This window comes from Nonomuraea sp. NPDC050536 (genome assembly GCF_044457685.1).
Classification (GTDB): domain Bacteria; phylum Actinomycetota; class Actinomycetes; order Streptosporangiales; family Streptosporangiaceae; genus Nonomuraea.
Window position 1 is genome coordinate 861,340 of the sequence record NZ_JBITHD010000001.1, and the last position, 23,192, is coordinate 884,531.

Below are 23,192 nucleotides of genomic sequence, written 5' to 3' on the forward strand. Positions count from 1 at the left end.
GGCGGGAAAGTGTCCCCGACTCGCCGGAAGCGCCGGTCGCGGGCCCGCAACCGAAGTACTGCGGGCGGCCGGTGGCGGCAGCTCGCCGTACACGAGAAGACCCGGAGTATGGCGGGTGGCCGGTGGCGGCCGCTCGCCGTACAAGGAGGATGAGACCTCACCCGGCGATCAGGGCGGCGCGGCGGGCGAAGGAGGGCATGAGGACCAGGGCGAGCGCCAGGCAGCCCAGCCCGAGCGCCGCGCACGACCACCACAGCAGCCCTGAGCCGTAGAGCAGGGCGCCGAGGGCGGGTGCGGCGAAGCGGGAGACGGCGGCGGCCCAGCCGTAGAGGGCCTGGTAGGTGCCGTGCGAGCCCTCCGGCGTGAGGTCGGCGATGACGACCGCCTCGACGGCGGCCATGCCCAGTTCCCCGGCCGACCAGATCAGGACGGTGACCACGTACTGCCAGGCGTGGTCCGCCACCCCGGTGAGCGCGAGCCCCACCCCGATCACCGCGATCGAAACGCCGAGCACCGGCAGGCGGCGGTAGCGGGACAGCCAGGCCACCGCCACCGGCTGGAACAGCACGACGATGCCCGCGTTGAGCGTGATGAGCAGCCCGAACAGCGACGGCGGCAGCCCGTCGGCGGCCAGCTTGAGCGGCAGGCCGTACTTGACCTGCCCGTAGATCGTCAGCCCGACCAGGATGATCAGCACGGACCCCACCAGCGCCGGATCCTTCAGCGCCACGCCATAGCCCGCCCGCTCGCGCCGGGCCCGGGCAGCGGGCCGGTCGCCCGGCACGCCGAAGGCCACGATCACCGCGAACACCACGCTGGACCCCGCGTCCAGTGCCACCAGCACCCAGTAACCGTGGGCCAGCAGCAGCCCGGCCGCGGCGCCCGAGATGGCGGCGCCCACATTGATCGCCCAGTGCATCAGCCCGAACGCCTTGGCCCGCTGCGGCCCTGGCGTCGTCTCGGCGACCATCGCCGAGGCGGCCGGGCGGTAGACGTCGCCGACCAGGCCCAGCGCGACCGCGCCTGTCACCAGCCAGACCAGGCTGCTCGCCAGTCCGATCAGCACGAGGCAGGCCGCGGTGACCAGCAGCCCGCCGATCAGGGTGAGCTTGCGCCCGAATCTGTCGGCGAGGTAGCCGCCGATGGGCTGCCCGCCGAGGCCGCCCAGCCCGTAGGCCGACATGACGCCGGCGATCTCCGCGGGGGAGAAGCCCTTGGCACCCAGGTAGAAGACGAGGAACGGCAGCACCACCGCGCCGAACCGGTTGACGAGCTGGCCGGAGAACAGCAGCCAGAAGACCTTGGGGAGTCCGCCGAAAACCGTTGTGAGCGTCATGCGGCAAAGGTGCCTCCGGTGGTTGGAGCCTCGCGATAGATTCGGCGAGACCCGAATAATCGGAGGTGTCCGGACGGATGCTGACGCTGACGTTCTCGGCGTACGACCTGTCGTCGATCCATTTCGCCTACTCGCCGCTGCGTGAGGCCGTCTACAGCTTCCGCACGCTGCTGCGGCCGGCCGGGCGGGCGCTGCACCTGCCGTGGATGAAGGAGGTGCGCGGGAAGCTGGCGGGGCTCGACCTGGGGCCGCTGGTGGACCTGCAGGCCGACCCCACCGGCTACATCCCCGACTTCCTGACCCCGTCCCCGTCGACGCCGCTGCCCGACCTGGAGGTCGAGCTGGCCACGTTCCGTGCCACGCCGCCGGAGGTGGTGCGGGCCAACCTGGACACCCTGGCCGGGCCGCGCGCCCCCACGGTGCGGGAGCTGTATGACGAGCCGGGCGAGGGGATGGCGCGGCTGGCCGCGGCGATCGAGAGGTACTGGGAGACGGCCGTGGCTCCGCACTGGCCGCGGATGCGCGCCCTGCTCGAGGGCGACCTGGTCTACCGGAGCAGGCAGCTGGCCGCGCGCGGCCCTGAGGGGTTGTTCGCCGGGATGCACACGGCCGTGCGCTGGCAGGACATGCGGCTGTGCCTGGAGGAGCGGCCCGCCGTCTACTCCCGCGCGCTCGGCGGGGAGGGACTGCTGCTGGTGCCGTCGATCTTCGTCTGGCCCCGGGTCTCCTACCGCACGGAGGCCCCGAGCCGGCCGGTGATCGCCTACCCGGCCAGGGGCGTGGCCACGCTCTGGGAACGCGGCACCGCCCCGGCCCCTGACGCGCTGTCCGCCGTCATCGGCAGGAGCCGCGTCCTGTTGCTGGTCGAGCTGGAGTCCCCGGCCTCCACCACGGAGCTGGCGCGCCGTACCGGCCTGTCGCCGGGCAGCGTCTCGGAGCAGCTGACGCTGCTCAAGGAGGCCGGGTTCGTCACCCCGCACCGGGTCGGGCGCTCTGTCCTGTACGCCCGCACACCGCGCGCCGAGGCCGTGCTCAGCTGACGGGCGGCTTGAGCAGGGTGAGCGTGCCCGCCTCGGTGTCCAGGCGGGCCGGGACGCCGATCGGGAAGGTCTGGGTGGGGATGTTGTGGCCGATGTCGGCCCCCGCCAGCACGGGCACGCCCAGGTCGTGGAACCGGTCGGCGAGCAGCCGGTCGACGTCGCGCGGATCGCCGCACTCGGTGAACGTGCCCAGCACGATCCCCGCCACCCCCTCGACATACACCGAGCGGCGCAGCTGGGTGAGGATCCGGTCCAGGCGGAACAGGAACTCGTCCACGTCCTCGAGGAACAGGATCGCGCCACTGGCCGGAAGGCTGGTGTCGGTGCCCAGGCCGGCCGCCAGCAGCGAGGCGGTGCCGCCGAGCGTCACCCCTTCCGCCACGCCGGGCGTGATCGTCCGCGCGTCGGGGAAGGTCAGCTTGCTGATCGAACCCCGGAGCATGGCCATCAGCGTGTCGAAGGCGTAGTCGCCGCGCCCCAGGTGGAAGGAGTCGGTGGCCACCAGCGGCCCGAAGAACGACCCCCAGCCCAGCTTGACCGCGATCGCCTCCAGCAGCGCGGTCACGTCGGAGTAGCCGATCACCGCCTTCGGCCTGGCCGGGTCGACGCGCGACCAGTCGACCAGCTCCAGGGTCCGCTGCGCGCCGTAACCGCCGCACGCCATGAAGATCGCCGTGTAGGCGGGATCGGCCAGAGCGGCGGTGAGGTCCCGGGCGCGCAGCACGTCGTCGCCGGCCAGGTAGTCGTACTCGGTCCCGGTGGCCCGGGCGGAGTCGAACACGTCCACCGTGAAGCCCTCCGCCTCGAGCGCGCGGACGCCGCCGTCCAGCTTGGTCTGCCCTGGCGGGCTGGAGGCCGCGATCACCGCGACGCGGTCGCCGGGGCGCAGAGCGCGGGGTTGCACGAAACGGGTCACGAAGTCTCCTCAGACAGCAGATGGCAGGCAGCGCCCGAAATATCAGCAGAAAGCGCCGGCAGGTCGCGGACGGCGCACGGCTCGAAGGCCTTCCCGCACCGGGGATGGAAGCGGCAGCCGCCGGGGATCCGGGTGGGATCAGGCGGCTCCCCGGTCAGCAGGGTGGGCTGCCAGTCATCGCTGGGCGCCACCGACAGCAGCGCCTGCGTGTAGGGGTGGCGGGGGCGCAGCAGCACCTCCTCGACCGTGCCCTGCTCCACGATCCGCCCCAGGTACATCACCGCGACCCGGTCGGCGATGTTCCAGGCCAGGCCCAGGTCGTGGCTGACGACCAGCGCCGACAGGCCGAGCTCGTCGCGCAGGCCGAGCAGCAGCTTGAGGATCTCGCCGCGCACTGAGGCGTCCAGCGAGGCGACCGGCTCGTCGGCCACGATCACCGACGGGTCGAGCGCCAGGGCCCCGGCGATGACGACCCGCTGCAGCTGCCCGCCGGACAGCTCGTGCGGGAACCTGCGGAAGAACTCCGCCGGTGGCCGCAGCCCCGCCCGGGCCAGCGACGAGGTCACGCGTTCCGTCAGCCCATCGGTCAGCCCGTGCAACCTGGGCCCCTCGGCCACCGCGTCGAACACCGACTGCCGCGGGTTCAGCGCACCGAACGGGTCCTGCAGCACCAGCTGCACCTGCCGCCGGTAGGCCTTCAACGCCTTGTAGTTCAGCGGTTTTCCCTGGTAGAGCACCTGCCCGCTGGTCGGCTCGACCAGCCCGACCAGCGCCCGCGCCAGCGTGCTCTTGCCGCACCCCGACTCGCCGATCAGCGCCACGATCTCGCCCGGCTCGACGCGCAGGTTCACCCCGTCCACCGCTCGCGCCTGCCCGTAGGCGACCCGCAGGTCACGCGCCTCCAGCATCGACAGCCCCTTCCAGCACTCGCAGGCACGCCGCCTCGCGTCCCGCTCCGGCGGGCCACAGCTCCACGGTCTCCGTACGGCAGGCCGCCCCCACCTCCGGGCACCGGGGCGCGAACGAGCACCCCGACGGCAACGAGCCCAGCGACGGCGGATCCCCGGCCAGCCCGGACGGGTTACGCCGGGAAGCGGGATCGCCGATCGTGGGGAACGCCCCGGCCAGCGCCCTGGTGTAGGGGTGGCGTGGATCGGAGATCAGCTGCTTGGCGGGGCCCAGCTCGACGATCCGCCCGCCGTACATGACGGCGAGCCGCTCGCACAGGTGGGCCAGCACCGACAGGTCGTGGCTGATCATGATGACGGCGATGCCCTGGTCGCGGATCAGGCCCGACAGCAGCTCCAGGATCTGGGCTTGCACCATCACGTCCAGCGCGGTGGTCGGCTCGTCGGCGATGATCAGGTCGGGCCGGCAGGCCAGCGCCATCGCGATCATGATGCGCTGGCGCTGCCCGCCGGAGAACTCGTGCGGGTAGGAGCCGATCCGCCTCGCCGGGACGCCCACGCTGTCGAGCAACTCGGCAGCGCGGGCCCTGGCGACCTTCGCCGACACCTTGTCGTGGCGCACGATCGGCTCGACGAGCTGGTCGGCGATCGTGCGGACGGGGTTGAGCGCGCTCATCGCGCCCTGGAAGACCACCGAGGCGCCGGCCCAGCGCACCGCCCGCAGCCGCTCCCACCGGGCGGTAAGCAGGTCCTCGCCGTTGAACAGCACCTGGCCGCTCACCTTGGCGGTGGTCGGCAGCAGTCGCAGCAGGCTCAGCGCCATCGTGGACTTGCCGCAGCCCGACTCGCCCGCCACGCCCAGCGTCTGCCCGGGCTCCAGCGTGAAGCTGACGCCGCGGACGGCGGGCGCCGTGCCGTAGCTGACGCGCAGGTCGCGCACGTCAAGCATGGTTCACCATCCGAGGGTTGAGAATGTGCTCGACGGCGCGCCCGGTCAGCGTGAAACCGAGCACGACCAGCAGGATCGCCACGCCCGGCGGCATCAGGTACCACCAGGCGCCCGCGGTGACGGCGCCGCCGAAGAAGGCCGTCTGCAGCATTGAGCCCCAGGTGACGCTGGTCGGGTCGCCCAGGCCGAGGAAGGTCAGCGTGGCCTCCGACAGGATGGCCGAGGCGACGGTCAGCGTGCTGGAGACCAGGATGAGCGGCATCACGTTGGGCAGCACGTGCCGGATCATGATCTGCCGGTTGCCCGCGCCCAGCGCCCTGGCCCGTTCGATGAACGGGCGCGCCTCGACGGCCAGCGTTTGGGCGCGCACCAGCCGGGCGGTGGCCGTCCACGAGGTGATCGCGATGGCGATCGTGATGGACGCCGCGCCCTGGCCGAGCACGGCCGACAGCGAGATGGCCAGCGGCAGGCTGGGCAGCGCGATGAACCAGTCGGTGACGTGCATCAGCGTCCGACCGAGGCGGCCCTGGTAGTGCCCGGCGATCAGGCCGACCGCGGTGCCGAGCAGCACCGTCAGCAGCGTCGAGATCAGGCCGATGGCCAGCGACTCGCGCGCGCCCCAGATCGACAGCAGAAGGATCGAACGGCCTGCCAGGTCGGTGCCGAGCGGGTAACCGGCGCTCGGCGGCGCCAGCCGTGGCCCGTCCACCCTGACCACGTCGAGCTGGTCGGGCCCGATGAACAGCGGCGCGGCCAGCGCCAGCACGGCGAAGGCGAGCAGGACGCCCAGCCCGGCCAGCCCGGCGGGCCGCTTGGTGAAGGCGCGGATCACTGGGCACGCACCCTCGGGTCGAGGAAGCGGTAGGCGACGTCCGCCAGCAGGTTCATGACGATCACGCTCGCGCTGAAGATGATGAAGGTGCCCTGCAGCAACGGCAGGTCGGGGATCTTGAGTGCCTCGTAGGTGAGGTAGCCCAGGCCGGGCCAGGAGTAGACCGACTCAACGGTGATCGCGCCGGTCACCAGCGTGCCCAGATGCATGAAGATCACCGTCACCGACGGCAGCAGCGCGTTGGGTACGGCGTGCCGGCGCCGGACCTCGGCGTCGGTCAGCCCCTTGGCCCTGGCGGTCAGCAGGTAGGGGCTGCCCAGCTCGTCGATGATGGACGACCGCATGATCGTCACGTACTGGGCGAAGACCACCAGCACCATCGTCAGGGCGGGCAGCACCAGGTGCCTGGCCACGTCGAGCACGTGCTCGAGCCCGTTGGCGTTGAGCGCCGGGTCGGTCATGCCGCCCGCGGGGAACAGCCCGGGGATCGGGCCGACGCCGACGCTCAGCGTGATCAGCAGGATCATGCCCAGCCAGAACGTCGGCACCGACCACAGCGTCAGCGACACCCCGGACGACACCCGGTCGAACAGGCTGCCGTGCCGCCATCCGCTGCGCACGCCCAGCCAGAGCCCGAGTGCCACGGAGATGACCGCGGAAGTGCCCATCAGCAGCAGCGTCGGCCCGAGCCGCTCGCCCACCAGCGACGACACCGACTCCTGGAACTGCCAGGAGTAGCCGAGCCGGAAGTGCAGCGTGTCGTTGACGAACGTCAGGAACCGCATCCAGACGGGCTCGTCCAGGCCGAGCTGGACGCGGATCTGAGCCAGCTGCGCCTCGCTGGTCGGGCGGCCGCGGGTCAGCGTCCGCACCGGATCCGACGGCATCAGGTTGAAGATGACGAACCCGATGACCAGCGTGATGAGGAAGCTGACCAGCGCCGCCCCGAGCTTGGAACCCAGGTACCGCAGGAAAGTGCCCGAGGCGGTGCGCGCCGGGGCGGTAGCCGTACTCGCGCTACTCACGGTCGCCCTTGGCCGAGCGGCGGCGCAGCACCACGATCGCGGCGCCCAGCACGATCACCACGACCGCGACGCCGCCCCACAGCAGCCCGTCGCCGTCCGACTTGCCCTCGGCGGCGGCCGCGGCCGTGGGCGGGGTCGCCTTGAGGTAGCTCCAGAACGCCGACTGCGCCGGGTAGAGGCCCTGCGCGTTGGGCTCGCCGAGCGTCAGGCCCGAGACGGTGTCGGTGCGGGCGACCTCGAGGCCGTTGGCGTAGTAGTAGATCTGGTTGACGTCGGCCTTGTAGAGGATGTCCTGCATCTGGCCGATGATCTTGGCGCGCTCGGCCTGGTCGAACGTGCCGAGCTGCTCCTTGAACAGCTTGTCGTAGTCGGCGTCGCAGAAGAAGGAGTCGGTGTTGCCGCCGGTGCCGTCGTCCTTGGGCAGCGTCGAGCAGCTCTGGATGCCCAGCAGGTAGGTCGGGTCGGGGCCGGTCGTCCAGGCGTCCATCAGCAGGTCCCAGTCGCCCTTGGCCAGGTCGCTGTTGAGCGCGCTCATCGACAGCGGCTCGATGGTGAGCTTGATGCCGATGGCCTTCATCCAGCCGACCAGGTAGGTGGAGATCGCCGCGTCCGCGGAGTCGTCGGAGTGGATGCCCAGGCGGAAGCTCAGCGGCTTGCCGTCCTTGACGCGGATGCCGTCGGCGCCCTTGGTGTAGCCGGCGTCGTCGAGCAGCTTGCCGGCCTGGGCCGGGTCGTAGGGGGTCGGCTCGGCGGGCTTCCACGCCCACTGCGGCCAGGCGGGCGGCAGGTAGCCGGCGCCGATCTGGCCGACCCCGTCGATCACCTTGGTGACCAGCGTCTGCTTGTCGGTGGCCAGCGCGATGGCCTTGCGCAGCACGGGGTCGCCGAGCCGGGGGTCGCCGGTGCCGATCCTCTTGCCCGAGCGGGTGCGGGCGTTGTGGTTGATCTCCAGGCCCATCCAGCCGTTGCCGACCGTCTGGATCGCCTTGATGTTCTTGTCGTTCTGCAGCGCCTTGAACTGGGTCGCGTTGACGCCCGACTTGTAGTCGATCTGACCACTGCGCAGCGCGGCCACAGCGGCGTCGGTCGACTTGAAGCTCTGCTCGACCAGGTGGTCGAACTTGGGCGCGCCCAGCACGAAGCTCTTGTTGGCGTCGTACCTGGCGTACTGCTCCTGCTTGTAGTCCGTCATCACCCACGGCCCGTAGCCGACCACGGGCAGCGCGTCGTTCTTGTAGTCCTTGAGCTGCTGGGCGTGCGGCTCCCACACGTGCCGCGGCACGATCGGGATGCCGCGCATCGGGATGCTCACGTACGGCACGCTCGCCTGCGGCGCCTTGGTCTTGATGACCAGCGTGGTCGGGTCGGGCGCGGTCACCGAGGCGAAGTTGCTGACCAGCGAGCCGTTGGCGGTGCCCGCCACCGCGTCCGACATGATCAGATTGAGCGTCCATGCGGCGTCGTCGGAGGTCAGCGGCTTGCCGTCGCTCCACTTCAGCCCGTCGCGCAGCTTGAAGGTCCAGGTCAGCTTGTCGGCCGAGGGCGTCCACGACGTCGCCAGGTACGGCCCCGGCGTCCCGTCGGGCTGCAGCGAGTTGAGTGCAGGGTAGACGTTGCCGAAGATCTCCAGCGCTCCGTCGAAGAACGCCAGGAACGGGTTGAGCGTGTCCACGCCCGAGCCGTCCATCGCGGCCCGCAGCGTGGTGCTGGGTGCGGCGGTCGCGGGCGGGGCGGCGCCGAGCGCCAGGGTCAGCGCACAGGCGGCGACGGCGCCGGTCCATCTGGGCATGGGGGGCTCCTTCCGGTCAGGTGTGAACGAATGCTGACGAGAAGGCGTCACGACCCCAACAATCGTGCAGGCTTATGATTCTGAGCATCGAAAACTTCCATGCTTCCCCGACGTCACCAGCGCGGATCCGGACGGGGAGGACGAGGGCTATGATGCGCCGATGGCCTCGTATCGGGTTATGTCGTTATTCGTGGGCTTATGCCTGGTACTGGCCGCCTGCCGGGACGAGCCGGTGGCACGCCGCCCCGCCCGCCCGGCCATGCCCGCCGCCGACGCCGTCCAGGGACGCTGGTGGAGCTGGGCCGCCTCCACCCCCGTCATCGGCAACCCCGTCTCCGACACCACAGGCCGCGACTGCGCCCGCAACCAGCCCTCCGACGTCTGGTTCCTGGCGGGAACGTTCGGCGGCAGGGTGCACCGGCGCTGCACCGTGCCCGCAAGGCGCCCGCTGATCTTCCCCGTCGTCAACGTGCTGGCCGACCGCAGGACCTGTGCCCGCTTCATGGCCGGCGCCCAGGGCACCGTGACGCTCGACGGGAAGCCGGTCACGCCCGAGCGGATCGAGGGCGACGGCGTCCGCGTCACCGCCGTCGAGCACAACCCCGTCACCACCTCGGCCGGCACCTTCCTGACCCACGCCTGCGGCCTGTGGGTACGGCACGAGCCGCTGCCACCCGGCCGCCACACCCTCACCGTCCGCGGCAGCACCGGCGGCTTCCGCACGGTCGCCGAGTACGACCTCGTGGTGGCCGGCGAATCCTGATCATCGCCCTACTGCCGCCGCGCCGGGTGGGTGAAACATTCCAGGCCGGTGGCGCGATGAAGCGGTGATGGACGACCTGGGGTGAGGAAGGGTCCATGGCTGATGCTGCGCCCCAGAGCCCGCTGGACCAGGCCAACAGCCGGATCCGCGACGCGGCCGGGTGGCTCGTCGCGGGTGCCGTCGCCGTCGGCGCCGCACTGATCGCCGGCACCCAGCTGTCAGGCATCGGCAGGCTGAACCCCGACTACCGGCTCTGGGTGGCCGCCGCGGGCGCGCTGCTCGGCCTGACCGGCGTGGTGTACGTGATCCGGGCCACCGTGCAGATCCTGCTGCCCAAGCCGGTGCCCGTCGCCGACCTGGCCGCCGCCTGGGACGACCCCGGCGCCAGGGTGGCAGCCTTCTTCCGCGGTCACCCCAGATACCTGCAGGGCTTCGACACCCCCGCCGAGGTCATCGACTACCGCGACCACCTGGTCAAGCAGCTGGCCCGGCTGCCCGATCCCGACAGCGCCGACGCCATGGCGCTGACCGCGCAGGTCGCCCACCTCGACAGCCGCATCGCCGCCATCGAGGACATGGCCGCCCACCAGGCGCTCAAGCTGGAATTCAAGGGCGCGATGCGCAGGCTGCTGCTGGCCACGCCGGTGGCGGCGGCCGGCATCGTCGCCTTCACCTGGGCGGCCAACCCGCCGCCCGCCGCCACCACCGCCGACCTGCACGGCGCCCGGCTCGTCAACGCCTACCTGCGCGACGCCGACCTGCGCGGTGCCAGGCTCGACGGCGCCGACCTGACGGGCGCGGACCTGCGCGGCGCCGATCTGACGGGCGCCTCGCTCACGGCCGTCACCTGGCGCGCCACCACCTGCCCCGACGGCGTCATCAGCGACGCCGCGGGCGGGACGTGCGCGGGACACCTGCGGCCATGAACTAGGGTCGGAGGTTGTGCCCAGCATTCCCCAGCCTCTGCTCCCGGACGACGACGGCTCGGCCGCGCCGGCCGTGGCCGCCGCGCTGCGGGCCTTCCACGCCGGTACGGCGGGCCCGGCCGACGTGCTCAACGCTCTGACCGGCGCCCGGGTGCTGGTGCCCGTGGTCGCCCTGCTGACCGAGTCCGAGGTGGGCGAGCACGGGCTGCGGCAGGAGAAGGAGAGCGAGATGGCGCTGCCCAAGCTCGTCGGAAAGGACGGGCGGGAGGCGGTGCTCGCCTTCACCAGCGCCGAGTCGCTGGCGCGGTGGCGCCCCGACGCCCGCCCTATCCAGGCCTCCGCCCTGCAGGTCTGCCAGGCCGCCGTGGGGGAGCGCGCGGCCGCCGTCGTGCTCGACGTGGCGGGCCCCCACTCCTTCGTCATCGAGGGCGCCGCGCTGACTGCCATGGCCGCGGTCGCCTCGGGCAGCCTCCCCGACTCCGACGACGCCATCACGGTCACCCGCCTGGAAGAGCCAGCTCCGCAACGCCGCCGCTTCCCCTGGTCCCGCCGCCGCTGATCACCTCACAGCCGGCGGGCGACGCCGCCCCACACCCAGGGATGGTTGTCGGGGATGCGGGGGACCACGCCGTCGGGGCGCCAGCGGGAGACCTGGACCACGCCGGGATCCAGCAGCTCCATCCCCTGGAAGAAGCGCGTCACCTCCGCGTGTGAGCGCAGCACCAGCCGCGCCGTCGCCCGGTCGTAGGCGCCCGCGCCGCGCGCCGCCACCTCGGGATCGAAGTCCTGCGTGACGTGCGAGACCACCAGGTGGCTGCCTGGCGCGGTGGCCGCCATCAACCTGGACACCGCCCCGTAGGGATCCTCCGAGTCCTGCACGAACTGCAGCACGGCCACCAGCAGCACACCGACGGGCCGCGTGAAGTCGATGGTCTCGCGGGTGCGCGGGTCGTCCAGGATGCCGCCCGGGTCCCGCAGGTCCGCCTGGATGACCGTGGTCCGGCCGACCAGCAGCGCGCGGGCGTGCTGGAGCACGATCGGGTCGTTGTCCACATACGCCACCCGCGCCCCAGGGGCGGCCTCGTGCGTGTTGGGGGAGGTCGGGATCCCGGTGCCGATGTCCAGGAACTGCGTGATCCCCGCCTGCGCCAGCGCGCGCACGGCCCTGACCAGGAACGCGCGGTTCTCCCTGGCGCCCAGGCGCACGCCGCCACGGGTGGCCTCGATCATCTTCTCGGCCGCGACCCTGTCGGCCTCGAAGTTGTCCTTGCCGCCCAGGTAGTAGTCGTACATGCGCGCCGGATGCGCCACCGATGTGTTGATCTTCGGAGGTTCGCCCATAGTGGGGTGATCTTAGGCATGGCGGCTTTTCCGGCGGGAGCCCCAAAAATGAGAGTCGTCCGCATTATGGTCGCGGGGTGGTCATCATCGCGGCGGTCCTCGGTCTCGTTCTCGGGCGTTACATCCGGACGTTCGCGAAGGGGTTCGCCGGGCCGGAGCCGGTCGACGGGGAGTTCCGCCGCGCCGTCCACGACACCGTCCACCTCAGGCCCACCGTGATCCTGCCGCCCACCGTGGAGGTGGCCACCGCCCTGGTGCTCGTGCTGGTCGCGTGGCGGGCGGGTCTGCCGTACCTGCTGTTCGCGGTGATCGGCGTCGTGCTGGCCGTCATCGACTGGCGCACCACCCGCCTGCCCGACGCCATCACGCTGCCCGCCTACCCGCTGGTCGCGCTCACCCTGCTGCCGACCGGCGAGCTGGGAAGGGGGCTGCTCGGCGGCGCGGCGCTGGCCGCCGTCTACGGCTGCCTGTGGGTGCTGCGGCCGCAGGCCATGGGGCTGGGCGACGCCAAGCTGGCCGGGCTCATCGGGCTGGCCTGCGCCACGCTGAGCTGGCAGGCGTGGCTGGTGGCCGCGTTCTGGGGGCAGCTGCTCGGCGCCCTGTACGCCGTCGGCCTGCTCGTCACCAAGCGCGGCGACCGCAAGACCCAGTTCCCCTTCGGGCCGTTCATGCTGCTGGGGGCGCTGGCCGGGCTGTGTCTCGGCTGACGGACACCGGACATCTCACTGGGCCGCGCATGGAAGACTTGTACGCATGTTGCGCTGGTTGACCGCCGGAGAGTCCCACGGGCCCGAGCTCGTAGCCATCATGGAGGGCCTGCCGGCCGGGGTCCAGGTGACCACGGCCGACATCGACGAGGCGCTGCGCCGCCGCCGTCTCGGCTATGGCCGCGGCGCCCGGATGAAGTTCGAGCAGGACCAGGTCACCATCGTCGGCGGCGTACGGCACGGCCGCACCATGGGCAGCCCCGTGGCGATCCGCGTCGGCAACACCGAATGGCCCAAGTGGGAGAAGGTCATGGCGGCCGACCCGGTCGACCCGGCCGAGCTGGACGGCCTGGCGCGCAACGCCCCGCGCTCCCGCCCCCGCCCAGGACACGCCGACCTGGCGGGCATGCAGAAGTACGGGCTCGACGACGCCCGCAACGTGCTCGACCGGGCCAGCGCCCGCGAGACGGCCGCCCGGGTGGCGCTCGGCGAGGTCGCCAGGCGCTTCCTCAAGCAGGCGCTCGGCGTCGACATCGTCAGCCACGTCACCGAGCTCGGCGGCGCCCGCACCCCGGCCGAGGCCCTGCCCGGCCCCGGCGACCTGGCCCGCATCGATGACGACCCGGTGCGCTGCTGGGACCCGCAGGGCAGCGCCGCCATGGTCGAGGTGATCGACAAAGCGCACAAGGACGGCGACACGCTCGGCGGTGTCGTCGAGGTCCTGGCCTACGGCCTGCCGCCCGGCCTGGGCAGCTACACCCACTGGGACCGCCGCCTCGACTCCCGCCTGGCCGCGGCGCTCATGGGCATCCAGGCCATCAAGGGCGTGGCGGTCGGCGACGGCTTCGAGACCGCGCGCAGGCCCGGCTCGCGCGCCCACGACGAGATCGAGTACACAGCCGCCGACGGCGTGCGCCGCATCACCAACCGCGCCGGCGGCGTCGAGGGCGGCATGACCAACGGCGAGATCCTGCGGGTCAGCGCCGCGATGAAGCCGATCTCCACCGTGCCCAGGGCGCTGGCCACGATCGACGTCAAGACCGGCGAGGCGGCCAAGGCCCACCACGAACGCTCCGACGTGTGCGCCGTGCCGGCCGCCGGCATCGTCGCCGAGGCGATGGTGGCGCTGGTGCTGGCCGACGCCGCGCTCGAGAAGTTCGGCGGCGACTCCGTGGAGGAGGTCGCCCGCAACCTGTCCGGCTACCTTTCATCGATGGTGATCAAGTGACGACCGCAGTGCTGATCGGCCCGCCCGGCTCCGGCAAGACGACGCTCGGAAAGCTCCTGGCCGAGCGGCTGGGCGTCGGCTTCCGCGACACCGACAGGGACGTGGAGGCCGTGGCGGGCAAGCCCGTCAGCGACATCTTCGTCGAGGACGGCGAGGAGCGCTTCCGCGAGCTCGAACACCAGGCCGTACGGCAGGCCCTGGCCGAACACGACGGGGTGCTCTCCCTCGGCGGCGGTGCCGTCCTCAACACCGAGACCCAGGCGCTGCTCGACGGCCACACCGTGGTCTACCTGGAGGTCGGCCTGACCGACGCCGTGCAGCGGGTCGGCCTGGCCTCGGCCCGGCCGCTGCTCGTGCTCAACCCGCGCAGCCAGCTGAAGAAGCTCATGGAGGAGCGGCGCCCGATCTACGAGCGGCTGGCCGTACTGACCGTGAAGACGGACAAGCGCGAGCCGGAGGAGTTGGCCGAGGAGATCCTCAAGGAGCTGGCCAAGTGAGCAGGATCACGGTCAACGGCGACAGCCCCTACGACGTGGTGGCGGGCCAGGGCGTGCTGGGCGAGCTGCCCGGGCTCATCGGCTCAGGCGCGGCGACCGTCGCGGTGATCCGCCCCGAGGGCCTGCCGGAGATTTCCGGAAATGTACGGCAGGCGCTGTCCGGCTACCATGTGCTCGACCTCCCGGTGCCCGACGGGGAGGCGGCCAAGACCGTCGAGGTCGCCGCCGGGCTCTGGTCGGCGCTCGGCCGCAACGGCGTGACCAGGTCCGACGCCGTGGTGGGCGTCGGCGGGGGAGCCACCACCGACCTGGCGGGGTTCGTGGCGGGCACCTGGCTGCGCGGCGTCAAGGTCGTGCTGGTGCCCACCACACTGCTGGCCATGGTCGACGCCGCGGTCGGCGGCAAGAACGGCATCGACACGCCCGAGGGCAAGAACCTGGTCGGCACGTTCCTGCCGCCCGCCGGCGTGCTGTGCGAGGTGGAGACGCTCGGCAGCGTGCCGCGCGCCGACTACGTGGCCGGGCTCGCCGAGATCATCAAGGGCGGCTTCATCGCCGACCCGCGGATCCTGGAGCTGATCGAGGAGGACCCGCGGGCCGCCACCACGCCCGACGGCAAGCACACCCTCGAGCTCATCGAGCGCAAGATCCGGGTCAAGGCCGACGTCGTCGGCGCCGACCTGCGCGAGGCCGGGCTGCGCGAGATCCTCAACTACGGCCACACGCTGGCCCACGCCATCGAGCGCCACGAGAACTACCGCATGCGCCACGGCGAGGCCGTCGCCATCGGCATGGTGTACGCCGCCGTGCTGTCACGCCTTTCCGGGCGCGCCGACCTCGTGGACAGGACCAGGAACATCCTGACCTCTGTGGGCCTGCCCACGGCCTACCGCGCGGACGCGTGGCCCGCCCTGCGCGAGCACATGCGCCTGGACAAGAAGAACCGCGGCGCCAAGCAGCGTTTCGTCGTCCTGGACGACCTGGCCAGGCCCGCCCGCCTCGAAGGCCCCGCCGAGGACCTGCTCGAGGCCGCCTATGAGGAGATCGCGCGATGATCCTGGTGCTGAACGGCCCCAACCTCAAGCGGCTCGGCACCCGCGAGCCCGACGTCTACGGCGCCGAGACCTTCGAGGACCTGGCCGAGCTGTGCGTGGCCACCGGCCGCGAGCTGGGCGAGCACGTCGAGGTGCGGCAGACCGACGACGAGGCCGAGCTGGTCGGCTGGCTGCACGAGGCCGCCGACGGCCACATCCCCGTCGTGCTCAACCCGGCCGCCTTCACCCACTACTCCTACGCGCTGCGCGACGCCATCGCCCAGCGCACCGCGCCGCTGGTCGAGGTGCACATCTCCAACCCGGCCGCGCGCGAGGAGTTCCGCCACAACTCCGTGGTGGCCGGCGTGGCCACCGGCACGATCGCCGGGTTCGGCCTGCGCTCCTACGTGCTGGCGCTGCACGCCATCAAGCAGCTGTCATGACGCGTTACCGGTCCTTCGTCGCCCTCGGCGACAGCTTCGCTGAAGGCCTGAACGACCCCGGCGACGACGGCGCCTTCAGGGGCTGGGCCGACCGGGTGGCCGAACGGCTGGCCGCCGACGACCCGGACTTCCGGTACGCCAACCTGGCCGTGCGCGGCAAGCTCATCGACCAGATCGTCGCCGAGCAGGTCCCCGTCGCCGTCGAGCTCGCGCCCGACCTGGTCAGCCTCTGCGCCGGCGGCAACGACCTGCTCCGCCCCGGCTCCGATCCCGACCGGATGGCCAAGAAGCTGGCGGGAGCCGTCCGCGACCTGCGGGCGACCGGCGCCGACGTGCTGCTGTTCACTGGTGTCGACCCGCGCGACACCCCGCTCATGCGCCGCCTGCGCGGCCGCTTCGCCGTCTTCTACCTGCACGTGCGCAGCATCGCCGACCTGTACGGCTGCCGCCTGGTCGATCAGTGGTCGATGCAGGGGTTGCGCGACTGGCAGGCGTGGAGCGAGGACCGTCTGCACATGAACGCCGACGGGCACCGCCTGGTCGCGGCGCGCGTGCTGGACGTGCTCGGCGTGCCGTACGAGGAGTCCTGGCACAAGGTGTGGCCGCAGCGATCGGTCGACCCGCGGGTCAAGCGGCGCGAGGACGCCCAGTGGATCCGCGAGCACCTGGTGCCGTGGATGACCAGGCGGCTGCGCGGCACCTCCTCGGGCGACGGCCTGCCGCCCAAGCGCTCCGAGCTCACGCCGTGGAAGCGCCCCTAGACTCCGAGCAGCACCTGGCGCGCCCAGCCCGGTGAAAACGATCAGCCGGCGAGGCGGCGGAGGGCGGCGCGGGGGACGGCGGGGTCGGTGGTGCGCCAGAACGGCGGCAGCGAGCCGAGCAGGAACCCGCTGTAGCGCGCGGTGGCCAGCCGAGGGTCGAGCACGGCGATGACGCCGCGGTCGTCCTGCGACCGGAGCAGGCGTCCGGTGCCCTGGGCGAGCAGGAGCGCGGCGTGGGTGGCGGCGACCGACATGAAGCCGTTGCCGCCCTTGGCCACGACGTGGCGCTGCCTGGCCGAGGTGATGGGGTCGTCCGGCCGCGGGAACGGCACCCGGTCGATGATGACCAGCCGCAGCGAGGGCCCTGGCACGTCGACGCCCTGCCACAGCGACAGCGTGCCGAACAGGCAGGTCGGCTCGTCCTCGGAGAACTGCTTGACCAGCAGCATCGTCGAGTCGTCGCCCTGGCAGAGCAGCGGCACGTCGAGCCTGTCGCGCAGCGCCTCCGTGGCGGCCTTGGCGGCCCGCATCGAGGAGAACAGCCCGAGCGTCCGCCCGCCCGCCGCCTCGATCAACTCGGTGATCTCGTCGAGGTAGGCCTGCGGGAGCCCGTCGCGGCCGGGCTGCGGCAGGTGCTTGGCCACGTACAGGATGCCGGAACGGGGGTGGTCGAAGGGCGAGCCGACGTCGATGCCCGTCCACGCGCGCTTATGGTCGCGACCGCTTCGGGACTCGTTGGCATTGGTCCCCTCGCTCTCTCCTCCCGAGCTCCTTCGCTCCGGGTCCCCCAGCCCCCACTGCCGGGCCATCCCGTCGAAGGTGCCGCCGAGCGCGAGCGTGGCGGAGGTGAGGACCACGGTGCGCTCGCCGAAGAGCTTGTCGCGCAGCATGCCGCCCACGTTCAGCGGCGCGACCCGCAGCACGGGCGGGCGCCGGTCGGTGCCTTCGTCGAGCCAGACCACCTCGGCACGGTCGGCCTCGCTCGCGTGGCCGTAGGCCTCGAGCATCCGCACCGCGGTGTCGTGGATCTCGTCCAGCGCGCTGAAGGCGGCCTTGCGCTGGCCCGCCTTGTCTGGGTCGTCCTTGTCGCCGCCCCGCGAGCCCATCGCCGTGATGCACCGCTGGGCCGTGTCGCGGACGAGCGCCAGCGTGAGGCCGAGCACCTCGGGCAGCTCGTCGATGCGCCCGGCCGGAGCGGCGGCCAGCAGGGCCTTCAGGTCTTCGCCCGCCTCCATCAGCTGGTCGGCGATCGGCTGCTCGATCAGGCGGCCCACGCGCCGCACGGCCAGCGAGACCGACACCTCCGACAGCTCCTGGGTGACCACCGAGGTGACCCGGTCGACCAGCTCGTGCGCCTCGTCCACCACGACCACGTCGTGCTCGGGCAGCACCGGGATCTCGCCCATCGCGTCGATGGCCAGCAGCGCGTGGTTGGTCACCACCACGTCCGCCTCGCCGGCGCGCGCCCTGGCCAGCTCGGCGAAGCACTCGGCCCCGCTCGGGCAGCGCTGGGCGCCCAGGCACTCCTGCGCACTCACCGAGAACTGCCGCCAGGCCTGCTCGTTGACGCCCGGGACGAGCTCGTCGCGGTCGCCCGTCTCGGTCTCTTCGGCCCAGTCCTGGATCCGTTGCACCATCCGCCCGGTCGCGCTCACCTCGCGCGGGTCGAACAGCTGGTCCTGCTCGTCCTCCTCGGGCCAGCCGGCGGTCGCCTTGTAGCGGCACAGGTAGTTGCGCCGGCCCTTGAGGATGGCGAACGTCGGCTCGTGCGGCAGTTCCTTGATCAGCGAATCGGCCAGCCGTGGCAGGTCGCGGTCGACAAGCTGGCGCTGCAGCGCGATCGTCGCGGTGGACACCACGACGGGCGAATCGGACTCCATCGCGTGCCTGATCGAGGGCACCAGGTAGGCCAGCGACTTGCCGGTGCCGGTGCCGGCCTGGACCGCAAGGTGCTCATCGTCGTCGATGGCCTGCTGGACGGCCTTGACCATGGTGATCTGGCCCTGCCGCTCGCTCCCTCCCAGCGCCTTCACGGCGATGCTGAGCAGTTCGTCGACAGGAGGGAGGTGGGAGTCCGGCACGGCAGTAAACGCTACCCGCATTCTCGGGTGGGCGCGCCGAACGCGCAGTGATCGAACGGACGCATCCCGGCGTTCGCGGAACCGCGGCGCGAGGCCCGTGGCACACTGGCCGTCGGAACTCCAGCCAGGTCAAAGAAGATCTTCCTGCTGAGGTCGGTGGGGTTTCAGATAGGCAGGGGAAGTCTGGTTAGGTAGGGTTTTCCGGGGTTGAGTGGACGGATAAAGGCTGGTTAAAGCAATATGTCTGCCATGTCGGAAGTTGTCCCGTTGCCATCGTTCGGTGAAGTGTTCTTCGACGCCCGAGGCCAGGAGAGGTGCCTTCGGGTCACATGGCATGAGGGCACGCTGGTGCTCAGCCTGTGGCGCGGAGAGATGTGCACCGCCAGCTTCCGCATGCCGATGGAGGACGTCGGCCGCCTGCTCGACACGCTCGACGACGGCTATGCGGAGGCCACGGGCGAGCAGCCGGCGGTCCCCGCCGACGATCCGGGCACCGAGGTGATCCCCGGCACCGGGCAGTACCACCGCCCGCCCCAGCCGGCCCCGCAGCCCGTCGCGCCGCCGCTGGACGAGCGGCCCACCTCCGCGATCTCGCCCAGCGACGTGCTGGTCGCCAGAGGCACGCCCAGCCACCAGGACAAACTCGTCGCCTCGTACGCCGAGACCACCGTCCCCCGCGATACCCCCATCCCGCAGTACGGCGAGCCGCAGCGGCAGGCCTATCCCGCCGAGCCGCAGCGCCAGCCCTTCACCGGCCCGCAGTACGTCGACCAGAACGACCCGCTCACCCAGCCTCACGAGCCGTTCAGCGGTCCCCAATACACCGAGCAGCAGTACACCGAGCAGCGCTCCCAGTACCAGGACACCTTCACGGGCCCGCAGTACACCGACCAGAGCGCCGCGGCGTATGCCGACCCGTACTCGGACCCGCGCGCCATGCCGTCAAGCGAGCCCGTCTACCAGATGCCGGGCGAGCGCCGCCAGGCGCCCATGACCGATCCGCTCGGCTTCCCCTCGCAGGCCGCCCCCGCACCGCAGCAGCAGCACGGCTACTACGACCAGCAGCCGCAGCAGTCTCAGCGCGGCGGGGGCGCGGCCGGGCTCGGCACGCCCATGCACGGCATCCCCGGAGCGGGCCGGCGCGCCGACCCGCCGCAGCACGAGCCCAACCCGGTCGACCCGCTGCTGGCCCTCGGCACGCCGGAGCCGCCACAGCAGCCCCTGTCACGGCCGTACGTGGGCGACCCGATGTTCTCCACCGGGGAGCGGCTGCGTCCCGATCAGCAGTACGACGAGCGGGGCGACCGCAGGGAGTGGTGATCGTCCTGCGGCGCCCCACGTGTCCACGACAGGCGTGCCTGCTCCAGCTGGCGGGAGATCCGCAATCCCCACTTCGGGTTTTGTCGGTGCTGGTCGATACCGTCCAATGACTGGTCGGGCTCGTCCACGGAGGTAGGTGTGCGCAGGTCGTACAGGTTCCTGCTGCGCCCCACGAGCAAGCAGGCGGTGGCGCTGTCCGCCTGTCTGGAGGACCATCGGCAGTTGTACAACGCAGCGCTGGAGCACCGGCGTACCGCCTACGCCAGGGCGGGCCTCACAGTTCGATACGGAGATCAGTCAGCTGAGCTGAGGGATATCCGCACGGCGGACCCCGATGGTCAGGGCCGCTGGTCGTTCTCCTCGCAGCAGGCCACCCTGCGCCGGTTGGACAAGACGTTCGCCGCGTTCTTCCGCCGACTCCGTGAGGGCCGCACGCCGGGGTTCCCGCGGTTCAAGGGCCGAGGCTGGTTCCACATGGTGGAATGGCCTAAGGACGGGGATGGCTGTAGGTGGGATTCCCAGCCTGATCATCCGACGACGTTCGTGCGGCTTCAAGGAGTCGGCCATGTCCGAGTCCATCAGCACCGTGCTGTGAGGGGCCGGATCAAGACGATCAGCGTCAAGCGGGAAGGAGTCCGGTGGTATGTCATCCTGGCCTGCGATGAGGTGCCAGCCAGGCCGCTGCCTGCGACTGGCGAGGTCGTCGGCCTGGACTTGGGCGTGGCCTCGCTGGTCTCCACCAGCGACGGAGAGCACCTGGCAAACCCGCGCCACTTTGCCGCGTCCGCAGATCGGTTGGCAGTTGCACAGCGAGATCTCGCCCGGAAGAAGCGCGGCTCCACGCGCCGCCGCAAGGCCGTCGCGAGGGTCTCAGCCCTGTACGCGAAGGTGCGGCGCCAACGCTTGGACACCGCGCATAAGACCGCCCTTCGCCTGGTTCGCGGCTACGACATCCTCGTGCATGAGGATCTGCGGATCGCGAACCTGACGCGGTCGGCTTCCGGCACTGTTGGGCAGCCGGGCCACAACGTGGCCCAGAAGGCCGGCCTCACCCGTTCTATCTTGGATGCGAGTTGGGGGGTGTTCTTGACGATCCTTACGCACAAGGCTGAGAGTGCCGGTCGTGAGCTGATCGCAGTCGAGCCCCGCAACACTTCCCGAACGTGTGCCCGATGCAGGCACTGCGCGAAGGAGAACCGCTCCAGCCAGGCCGAGTTCCGATGTACGGCGTGCGGCCACAGCGCGCACGCCGACGTCAACGCGGCCGTCAACATCCTCAGGGCAGGGCTTGCCCTTCGCAAAGCTGCGGAAGCGGCCTAGCGAGAAGCCGCTCTGTAGGGAGCGGAGGAGTCACGATGTGATCAGGATCGTGTGTGTCGAGATGAGGAGCCCCCGGTGGATCGGACGTTGATCCTTGACCTGCTGCTGATCGCGGCGGGTGCGATCACGGTGGCGGCGGTGGCCCGCCGGATGGGCTGGCCGGCGCCGCTGCTGCTGGTGCTGGCCGGGCTCGCCGTGTCGCCGTTCGTGCCGAACGTGCCGCTCAATCCTGACCTGGTGCTGTTCGTGTTCCTGCCGCCGCTGCTGTACTCGGCGGCGCTCGACAGCTCCTACCTGAAGCTGCGCGACGTCAAGCGGGCCGTCGGCATGCTGTCGATCGGCCTGGTGATCTTCACGACCGTGGTGGTCGGGCTGGTCGTGCACCTGCTGCTGCCCGACCTGTCGCTGGCCGCGGCGTTCGCGCTCGGCGCCATCATCGCTCCGCCCGACGCGGTGGCCGCCGTGGCCGTGGGGCGCAGGCTCGGCCTGCCACGCAGGTCGCTGACGATCCTGATCGGCGAGAGCCTGTTCAACGACGCGACCGCGCTGACCCTCTACCGGGTCGCGATCGGCGCCGCCATCGGCGGCACGGTCACCCTGTTCCAGGGCGTGGGCCAGTTCCTGTACGCGGCGTCCGCGGGCGTGGTGATCGGGCTGGCGCTGGCGTTCGTGTTCGGCTGGATCCTGGAGCGCATCAGGGACTCGCTGGTCGAGAACACGGTGATGCTCCTGATCCCGTTCGGCGCCTATCTCGCCGCCGAGTCGATGCACGCATCCGGCGTGATCGCCGTGGTGATCATCGGGTTGTATCTGGGCAACCGGATGTACCACACGGGGTTCGGCACCCGGCTGGTGTCCGACGCGGTCTGGAGGGTGACGGCCTTCTTCCTGGAGACCATCGTCTTCGCGCTGATCGGGCTCCAGCTGGTGCCCGTCATCAAGGGGATCGCCGCGCGCAGCGCCTGGCAGGTGGTGGGCGTGGCCGCGGCCGTCTTCCTGGTGACGGTGCTGGCCAGGTTCGTGTGGGTGTTCGCCGTCACTTACCTGCTGGGGCTGTTCAGGCGCGACTTCAAGCCCGATCCCAGGGTCACGGTGATCCTCGGCTGGGCGGGCATGCGCGGCGTGGTCTCGCTGGCCGCCGCGTTCGCCATCCCCGTGGCCATGCCGGAACGGGACCGGGCGATGCTGCTGTTCCTGACCTTCACCACGGTCATCGGCACCCTGCTGGTGCAGGGCATGTCCTTCCCGTGGCTGATCAGGAAGCTGCGGGTCTCCAGCGAGCAGGAGATCTACGAGGATCGCCTGGCCGAGGCCTCCGCCCAGCAGGCAGCGCTCACGGCCGGCCTGGAGAAGCTCGACCAGCTGATCGAGCGCGAGGGCGGCAATCCGGACGAGATCCAGAAACAGGTCATCGACCAGCTCAAGGAGAAGACCTGGCGGCGCTCGCTGACGGCCTGGGAACGCCTGGGCGGCGGCACCGCGCAGGGCGGCTCGGAGACGCCCAGCTCCCTCTACCGCCGCCTGCGCAGGGAGATGATGCAGGCCGAACGGGACGTTTTCATCCGCCTGCGCGATGAGCGCAGGCTGGACGACGAGGTGTTGCGCGAGGTGATGGCCTCGCTCGACTTCGAAGAGGCGATTCTGGAGCGCTAGCCCATCGCGTTGTCGAGGAAGCACCACCGCCAGTTCTCGCCCGGCTCGTACGACTGCATGACCGGGTGACTGGCGTCGTGGAAGTGCCGTGACGCGTGCTTGTTGGGGGAGGAGTCGCAGCACCCGATATGACCGCATTCCAGGCAGCGGCGTAGGTGGACCCAGCGGCCGCCGGTCGCCAGGCACTCCTCGCAGCCCTCAGGAGTGCGCGGCGGCGGGTCCCCCGCCTTGAGAAGATGCTCGCAAGTTGCCATGGAAGAAATCCTAGAACGACGCGGGAGTGAGAAATCTGGCGGGAGCGCTCCGCGGGCGCCCGTTGGGTA

At 71.3% G+C, this 23,192-nt stretch carries 23 protein-coding genes; 13 read left to right on the plus strand and 10 right to left on the minus strand.

The window, feature by feature from the left end; translation table 11 throughout:
* Nucleotides 1-157: 157 nt before the first annotated feature.
* Nucleotides 158-1,336, minus strand: a complete 1,179-nt coding sequence (locus ACIBHX_RS04340; protein ID WP_397064081.1) for an MFS transporter — start codon at nucleotides 1,334-1,336, stop codon at nucleotides 158-160.
* 77 nt (nucleotides 1,337-1,413) lie between these two features.
* On the opposite strand from ACIBHX_RS04340, the gene ACIBHX_RS04345 reads away from it, so the two are divergent.
* Nucleotides 1,414-2,376 (plus strand): DUF5937 family protein, encoded by a 963-nt coding sequence (locus tag ACIBHX_RS04345; protein WP_397064082.1) that lies wholly within the window; start codon nucleotides 1,414-1,416, stop codon nucleotides 2,374-2,376.
* On the opposite strand, the gene ACIBHX_RS04350 is transcribed toward ACIBHX_RS04345, so the two are convergent.
* Genes ACIBHX_RS04350 through ACIBHX_RS04375 form a run of 6 tightly spaced genes read right to left on the minus strand, consistent with a single transcriptional unit; the run spans nucleotide 2,369 to nucleotide 8,795 of the window.
* Nucleotides 2,369-3,292: an LD-carboxypeptidase gene (locus tag ACIBHX_RS04350; protein WP_397064084.1), complete on the minus strand. Its 924-nt coding sequence runs from the start codon at nucleotides 3,290-3,292 to the stop codon at nucleotides 2,369-2,371. The genes ACIBHX_RS04345 and ACIBHX_RS04350 overlap by 8 nt on opposite strands.
* Complete coding sequence (locus ACIBHX_RS04355) at nucleotides 3,289-4,200, minus strand: ABC transporter ATP-binding protein (RefSeq protein WP_397064086.1); 912 nt, start codon at nucleotides 4,198-4,200, stop codon at nucleotides 3,289-3,291. Before ACIBHX_RS04355 ends, ACIBHX_RS04350 begins: the two co-directional genes overlap by 4 nt.
* Entirely contained in the window at nucleotides 4,184-5,149 is a 966-nt protein-coding gene (locus tag ACIBHX_RS04360; RefSeq protein ID WP_397064088.1) for an ABC transporter ATP-binding protein, read from the minus strand. The genes ACIBHX_RS04355 and ACIBHX_RS04360 overlap by 17 nt, the downstream gene beginning before the upstream one ends.
* Nucleotides 5,142-5,981 (minus strand): ABC transporter permease, encoded by an 840-nt coding sequence (locus ACIBHX_RS04365; RefSeq protein ID WP_397064089.1) that lies wholly within the window; start codon nucleotides 5,979-5,981, stop codon nucleotides 5,142-5,144. Before ACIBHX_RS04365 ends, ACIBHX_RS04360 begins: the two co-directional genes overlap by 8 nt.
* A complete protein-coding gene (locus ACIBHX_RS04370; protein WP_397064090.1) occupies nucleotides 5,978-7,006 on the minus strand; it encodes an ABC transporter permease in 1,029 nt (342 codons plus the stop codon). The genes ACIBHX_RS04365 and ACIBHX_RS04370 overlap by 4 nt, the downstream gene beginning before the upstream one ends.
* Nucleotides 6,999-8,795 (minus strand): ABC transporter substrate-binding protein, encoded by a 1,797-nt coding sequence (locus ACIBHX_RS04375; RefSeq protein ID WP_397064092.1) that lies wholly within the window; start codon nucleotides 8,793-8,795, stop codon nucleotides 6,999-7,001. The genes ACIBHX_RS04370 and ACIBHX_RS04375 overlap by 8 nt, the downstream gene beginning before the upstream one ends.
* A gap of 178 nt (nucleotides 8,796-8,973) precedes the next feature.
* Here ACIBHX_RS04375 and ACIBHX_RS04380 point away from each other — a divergent pair, with 178 nt between their 5' ends.
* From ACIBHX_RS04380 to ACIBHX_RS04390, 3 genes are all read left to right on the plus strand, one after another.
* On the plus strand, nucleotides 8,974-9,558 hold the full coding sequence (locus ACIBHX_RS04380; RefSeq protein ID WP_397064094.1) for a signal protein: 585 nt from the start codon (nucleotides 8,974-8,976) through the stop codon (nucleotides 9,556-9,558).
* A gap of 95 nt (nucleotides 9,559-9,653) precedes the next feature.
* Complete coding sequence (locus ACIBHX_RS04385; protein WP_397064096.1) at nucleotides 9,654-10,484, plus strand: pentapeptide repeat-containing protein; 831 nt, start codon at nucleotides 9,654-9,656, stop codon at nucleotides 10,482-10,484.
* Nucleotides 10,485-10,500: 16 nt separating this feature from the next.
* On the plus strand, nucleotides 10,501-11,043 hold the full coding sequence (locus ACIBHX_RS04390) for an SseB family protein (RefSeq protein ID WP_397064098.1): 543 nt from the start codon (nucleotides 10,501-10,503) through the stop codon (nucleotides 11,041-11,043).
* Between the two features lie 5 nt (nucleotides 11,044-11,048).
* Here the strand turns inward: ACIBHX_RS04390 and ACIBHX_RS04395 are convergent, their stop codons facing one another.
* Nucleotides 11,049-11,825 (minus strand): SAM-dependent methyltransferase, encoded by a 777-nt coding sequence (locus tag ACIBHX_RS04395; RefSeq protein WP_397064100.1) that lies wholly within the window; start codon nucleotides 11,823-11,825, stop codon nucleotides 11,049-11,051.
* A 77-nt stretch (nucleotides 11,826-11,902) separates the two neighbouring features.
* Here ACIBHX_RS04395 and ACIBHX_RS04400 point away from each other — a divergent pair, with 77 nt between their 5' ends.
* From ACIBHX_RS04400 to ACIBHX_RS04425, 6 genes are read left to right on the plus strand one after another with little or no spacing between them, the layout of a single operon-like run.
* Nucleotides 11,903-12,532 carry a prepilin peptidase gene (locus ACIBHX_RS04400; protein ID WP_397064102.1) on the plus strand — a complete coding sequence of 210 codons (630 nt, stop codon included), beginning with the start codon at nucleotides 11,903-11,905 and terminating at the stop codon, nucleotides 12,530-12,532.
* 46 nt (nucleotides 12,533-12,578) lie between these two features.
* Nucleotides 12,579-13,760, plus strand: coding sequence for a chorismate synthase (gene aroC, locus ACIBHX_RS04405; RefSeq protein ID WP_397064103.1), 1,182 nt, complete (start codon nucleotides 12,579-12,581; stop codon nucleotides 13,758-13,760).
* Nucleotides 13,757-14,257 carry a shikimate kinase gene (locus ACIBHX_RS04410; protein ID WP_397064105.1) on the plus strand — a complete coding sequence of 167 codons (501 nt, stop codon included), beginning with the start codon at nucleotides 13,757-13,759 and terminating at the stop codon, nucleotides 14,255-14,257. Before aroC ends, ACIBHX_RS04410 begins: the two co-directional genes overlap by 4 nt.
* Nucleotides 14,254-15,312 (plus strand): 3-dehydroquinate synthase, encoded by a 1,059-nt coding sequence (gene aroB, locus ACIBHX_RS04415; protein WP_397064107.1) that lies wholly within the window; start codon nucleotides 14,254-14,256, stop codon nucleotides 15,310-15,312. The genes ACIBHX_RS04410 and aroB overlap by 4 nt, the downstream gene beginning before the upstream one ends.
* A complete protein-coding gene (gene aroQ / locus ACIBHX_RS04420; RefSeq protein ID WP_397064109.1) occupies nucleotides 15,309-15,734 on the plus strand; it encodes a type II 3-dehydroquinate dehydratase in 426 nt (141 codons plus the stop codon). The genes aroB and aroQ overlap by 4 nt, the downstream gene beginning before the upstream one ends.
* On the plus strand, nucleotides 15,731-16,495 hold the full coding sequence (locus ACIBHX_RS04425; protein WP_397064111.1) for an SGNH/GDSL hydrolase family protein: 765 nt from the start codon (nucleotides 15,731-15,733) through the stop codon (nucleotides 16,493-16,495). Before aroQ ends, ACIBHX_RS04425 begins: the two co-directional genes overlap by 4 nt.
* A 41-nt stretch (nucleotides 16,496-16,536) precedes the next feature.
* Here the strand turns inward: ACIBHX_RS04425 and ACIBHX_RS04430 are convergent, their stop codons facing one another.
* Nucleotides 16,537-18,597, minus strand: coding sequence for an ATP-dependent DNA helicase (locus tag ACIBHX_RS04430; protein WP_397064113.1), 2,061 nt, complete (start codon nucleotides 18,595-18,597; stop codon nucleotides 16,537-16,539).
* A gap of 228 nt (nucleotides 18,598-18,825) precedes the next feature.
* Here ACIBHX_RS04430 and ACIBHX_RS04435 point away from each other — a divergent pair, with 228 nt between their 5' ends.
* The 3 genes from ACIBHX_RS04435 to ACIBHX_RS04445 all read left to right on the plus strand — a co-directional run bounded on the left by ACIBHX_RS04435 (nucleotide 18,826) and on the right by ACIBHX_RS04445 (nucleotide 22,869).
* A complete protein-coding gene (locus ACIBHX_RS04435) occupies nucleotides 18,826-19,896 on the plus strand; it encodes a hypothetical protein (RefSeq protein ID WP_397064114.1) in 1,071 nt (356 codons plus the stop codon).
* 138 nt (nucleotides 19,897-20,034) lie between these two features.
* On the plus strand, nucleotides 20,035-21,216 hold the full coding sequence (locus tag ACIBHX_RS04440; RefSeq protein WP_397064116.1) for an RNA-guided endonuclease InsQ/TnpB family protein: 1,182 nt from the start codon (nucleotides 20,035-20,037) through the stop codon (nucleotides 21,214-21,216).
* A 75-nt stretch (nucleotides 21,217-21,291) separates the two neighbouring features.
* Entirely contained in the window at nucleotides 21,292-22,869 is a 1,578-nt protein-coding gene (locus ACIBHX_RS04445) for a Na+/H+ antiporter (protein ID WP_397064118.1), read from the plus strand.
* On the opposite strand, the gene ACIBHX_RS04450 is transcribed toward ACIBHX_RS04445, so the two are convergent.
* On the minus strand, nucleotides 22,866-23,123 hold the full coding sequence (locus ACIBHX_RS04450; RefSeq protein ID WP_397064120.1) for a ubiquitin carboxyl-terminal hydrolase 14: 258 nt from the start codon (nucleotides 23,121-23,123) through the stop codon (nucleotides 22,866-22,868). The two genes, ACIBHX_RS04445 and ACIBHX_RS04450, sit on opposite strands and share 4 nt — an antisense overlap.
* Nucleotides 23,124-23,192: the final 69 nt, after the last annotated feature.

Excerpts from the sequence above, each read along its gene's own strand:
- ACIBHX_RS04430 (WP_397064113.1), bottom strand. The coding sequence starts at position 18,597 with ATGCGGGTAGCGTTTACTGCCGTGCCGGACTCCCACCTCCCTCCTGTC.
- ACIBHX_RS04345 (WP_397064082.1), top strand. The coding sequence starts at position 1,414 with ATGCTGACGCTGACGTTCTCGGCGTACGACCTGTCGTCGATCCATTTC.
- ACIBHX_RS04340 (WP_397064081.1), bottom strand. The coding sequence starts at position 1,336 with ATGACGCTCACAACGGTTTTCGGCGGACTCCCCAAGGTCTTCTGGCTG.
- ACIBHX_RS04425 (WP_397064111.1), top strand. The coding sequence starts at position 15,731 with ATGACGCGTTACCGGTCCTTCGTCGCCCTCGGCGACAGCTTCGCTGAA.
- ACIBHX_RS04355 (WP_397064086.1), bottom strand. The coding sequence starts at position 4,200 with ATGCTGGAGGCGCGTGACCTGCGGGTCGCCTACGGGCAGGCGCGAGCG.
- ACIBHX_RS04380 (WP_397064094.1), top strand. The coding sequence starts at position 8,974 with ATGTCGTTATTCGTGGGCTTATGCCTGGTACTGGCCGCCTGCCGGGAC.
- ACIBHX_RS04360 (WP_397064088.1), bottom strand. The coding sequence starts at position 5,149 with ATGCTTGACGTGCGCGACCTGCGCGTCAGCTACGGCACGGCGCCCGCC.
- ACIBHX_RS04450 (WP_397064120.1), bottom strand. The coding sequence starts at position 23,123 with ATGGCAACTTGCGAGCATCTTCTCAAGGCGGGGGACCCGCCGCCGCGC.
- ACIBHX_RS04435 (WP_397064114.1), top strand. The coding sequence starts at position 18,826 with ATGTCGGAAGTTGTCCCGTTGCCATCGTTCGGTGAAGTGTTCTTCGAC.
- aroC (WP_397064103.1), top strand. The coding sequence starts at position 12,579 with ATGTTGCGCTGGTTGACCGCCGGAGAGTCCCACGGGCCCGAGCTCGTA.
- ACIBHX_RS04385 (WP_397064096.1), top strand. The coding sequence starts at position 9,654 with ATGGCTGATGCTGCGCCCCAGAGCCCGCTGGACCAGGCCAACAGCCGG.
- ACIBHX_RS04395 (WP_397064100.1), bottom strand. The coding sequence starts at position 11,825 with ATGGGCGAACCTCCGAAGATCAACACATCGGTGGCGCATCCGGCGCGC.
- aroQ (WP_397064109.1), top strand. The coding sequence starts at position 15,309 with ATGATCCTGGTGCTGAACGGCCCCAACCTCAAGCGGCTCGGCACCCGC.
- ACIBHX_RS04375 (WP_397064092.1), bottom strand. The coding sequence starts at position 8,795 with ATGCCCAGATGGACCGGCGCCGTCGCCGCCTGTGCGCTGACCCTGGCG.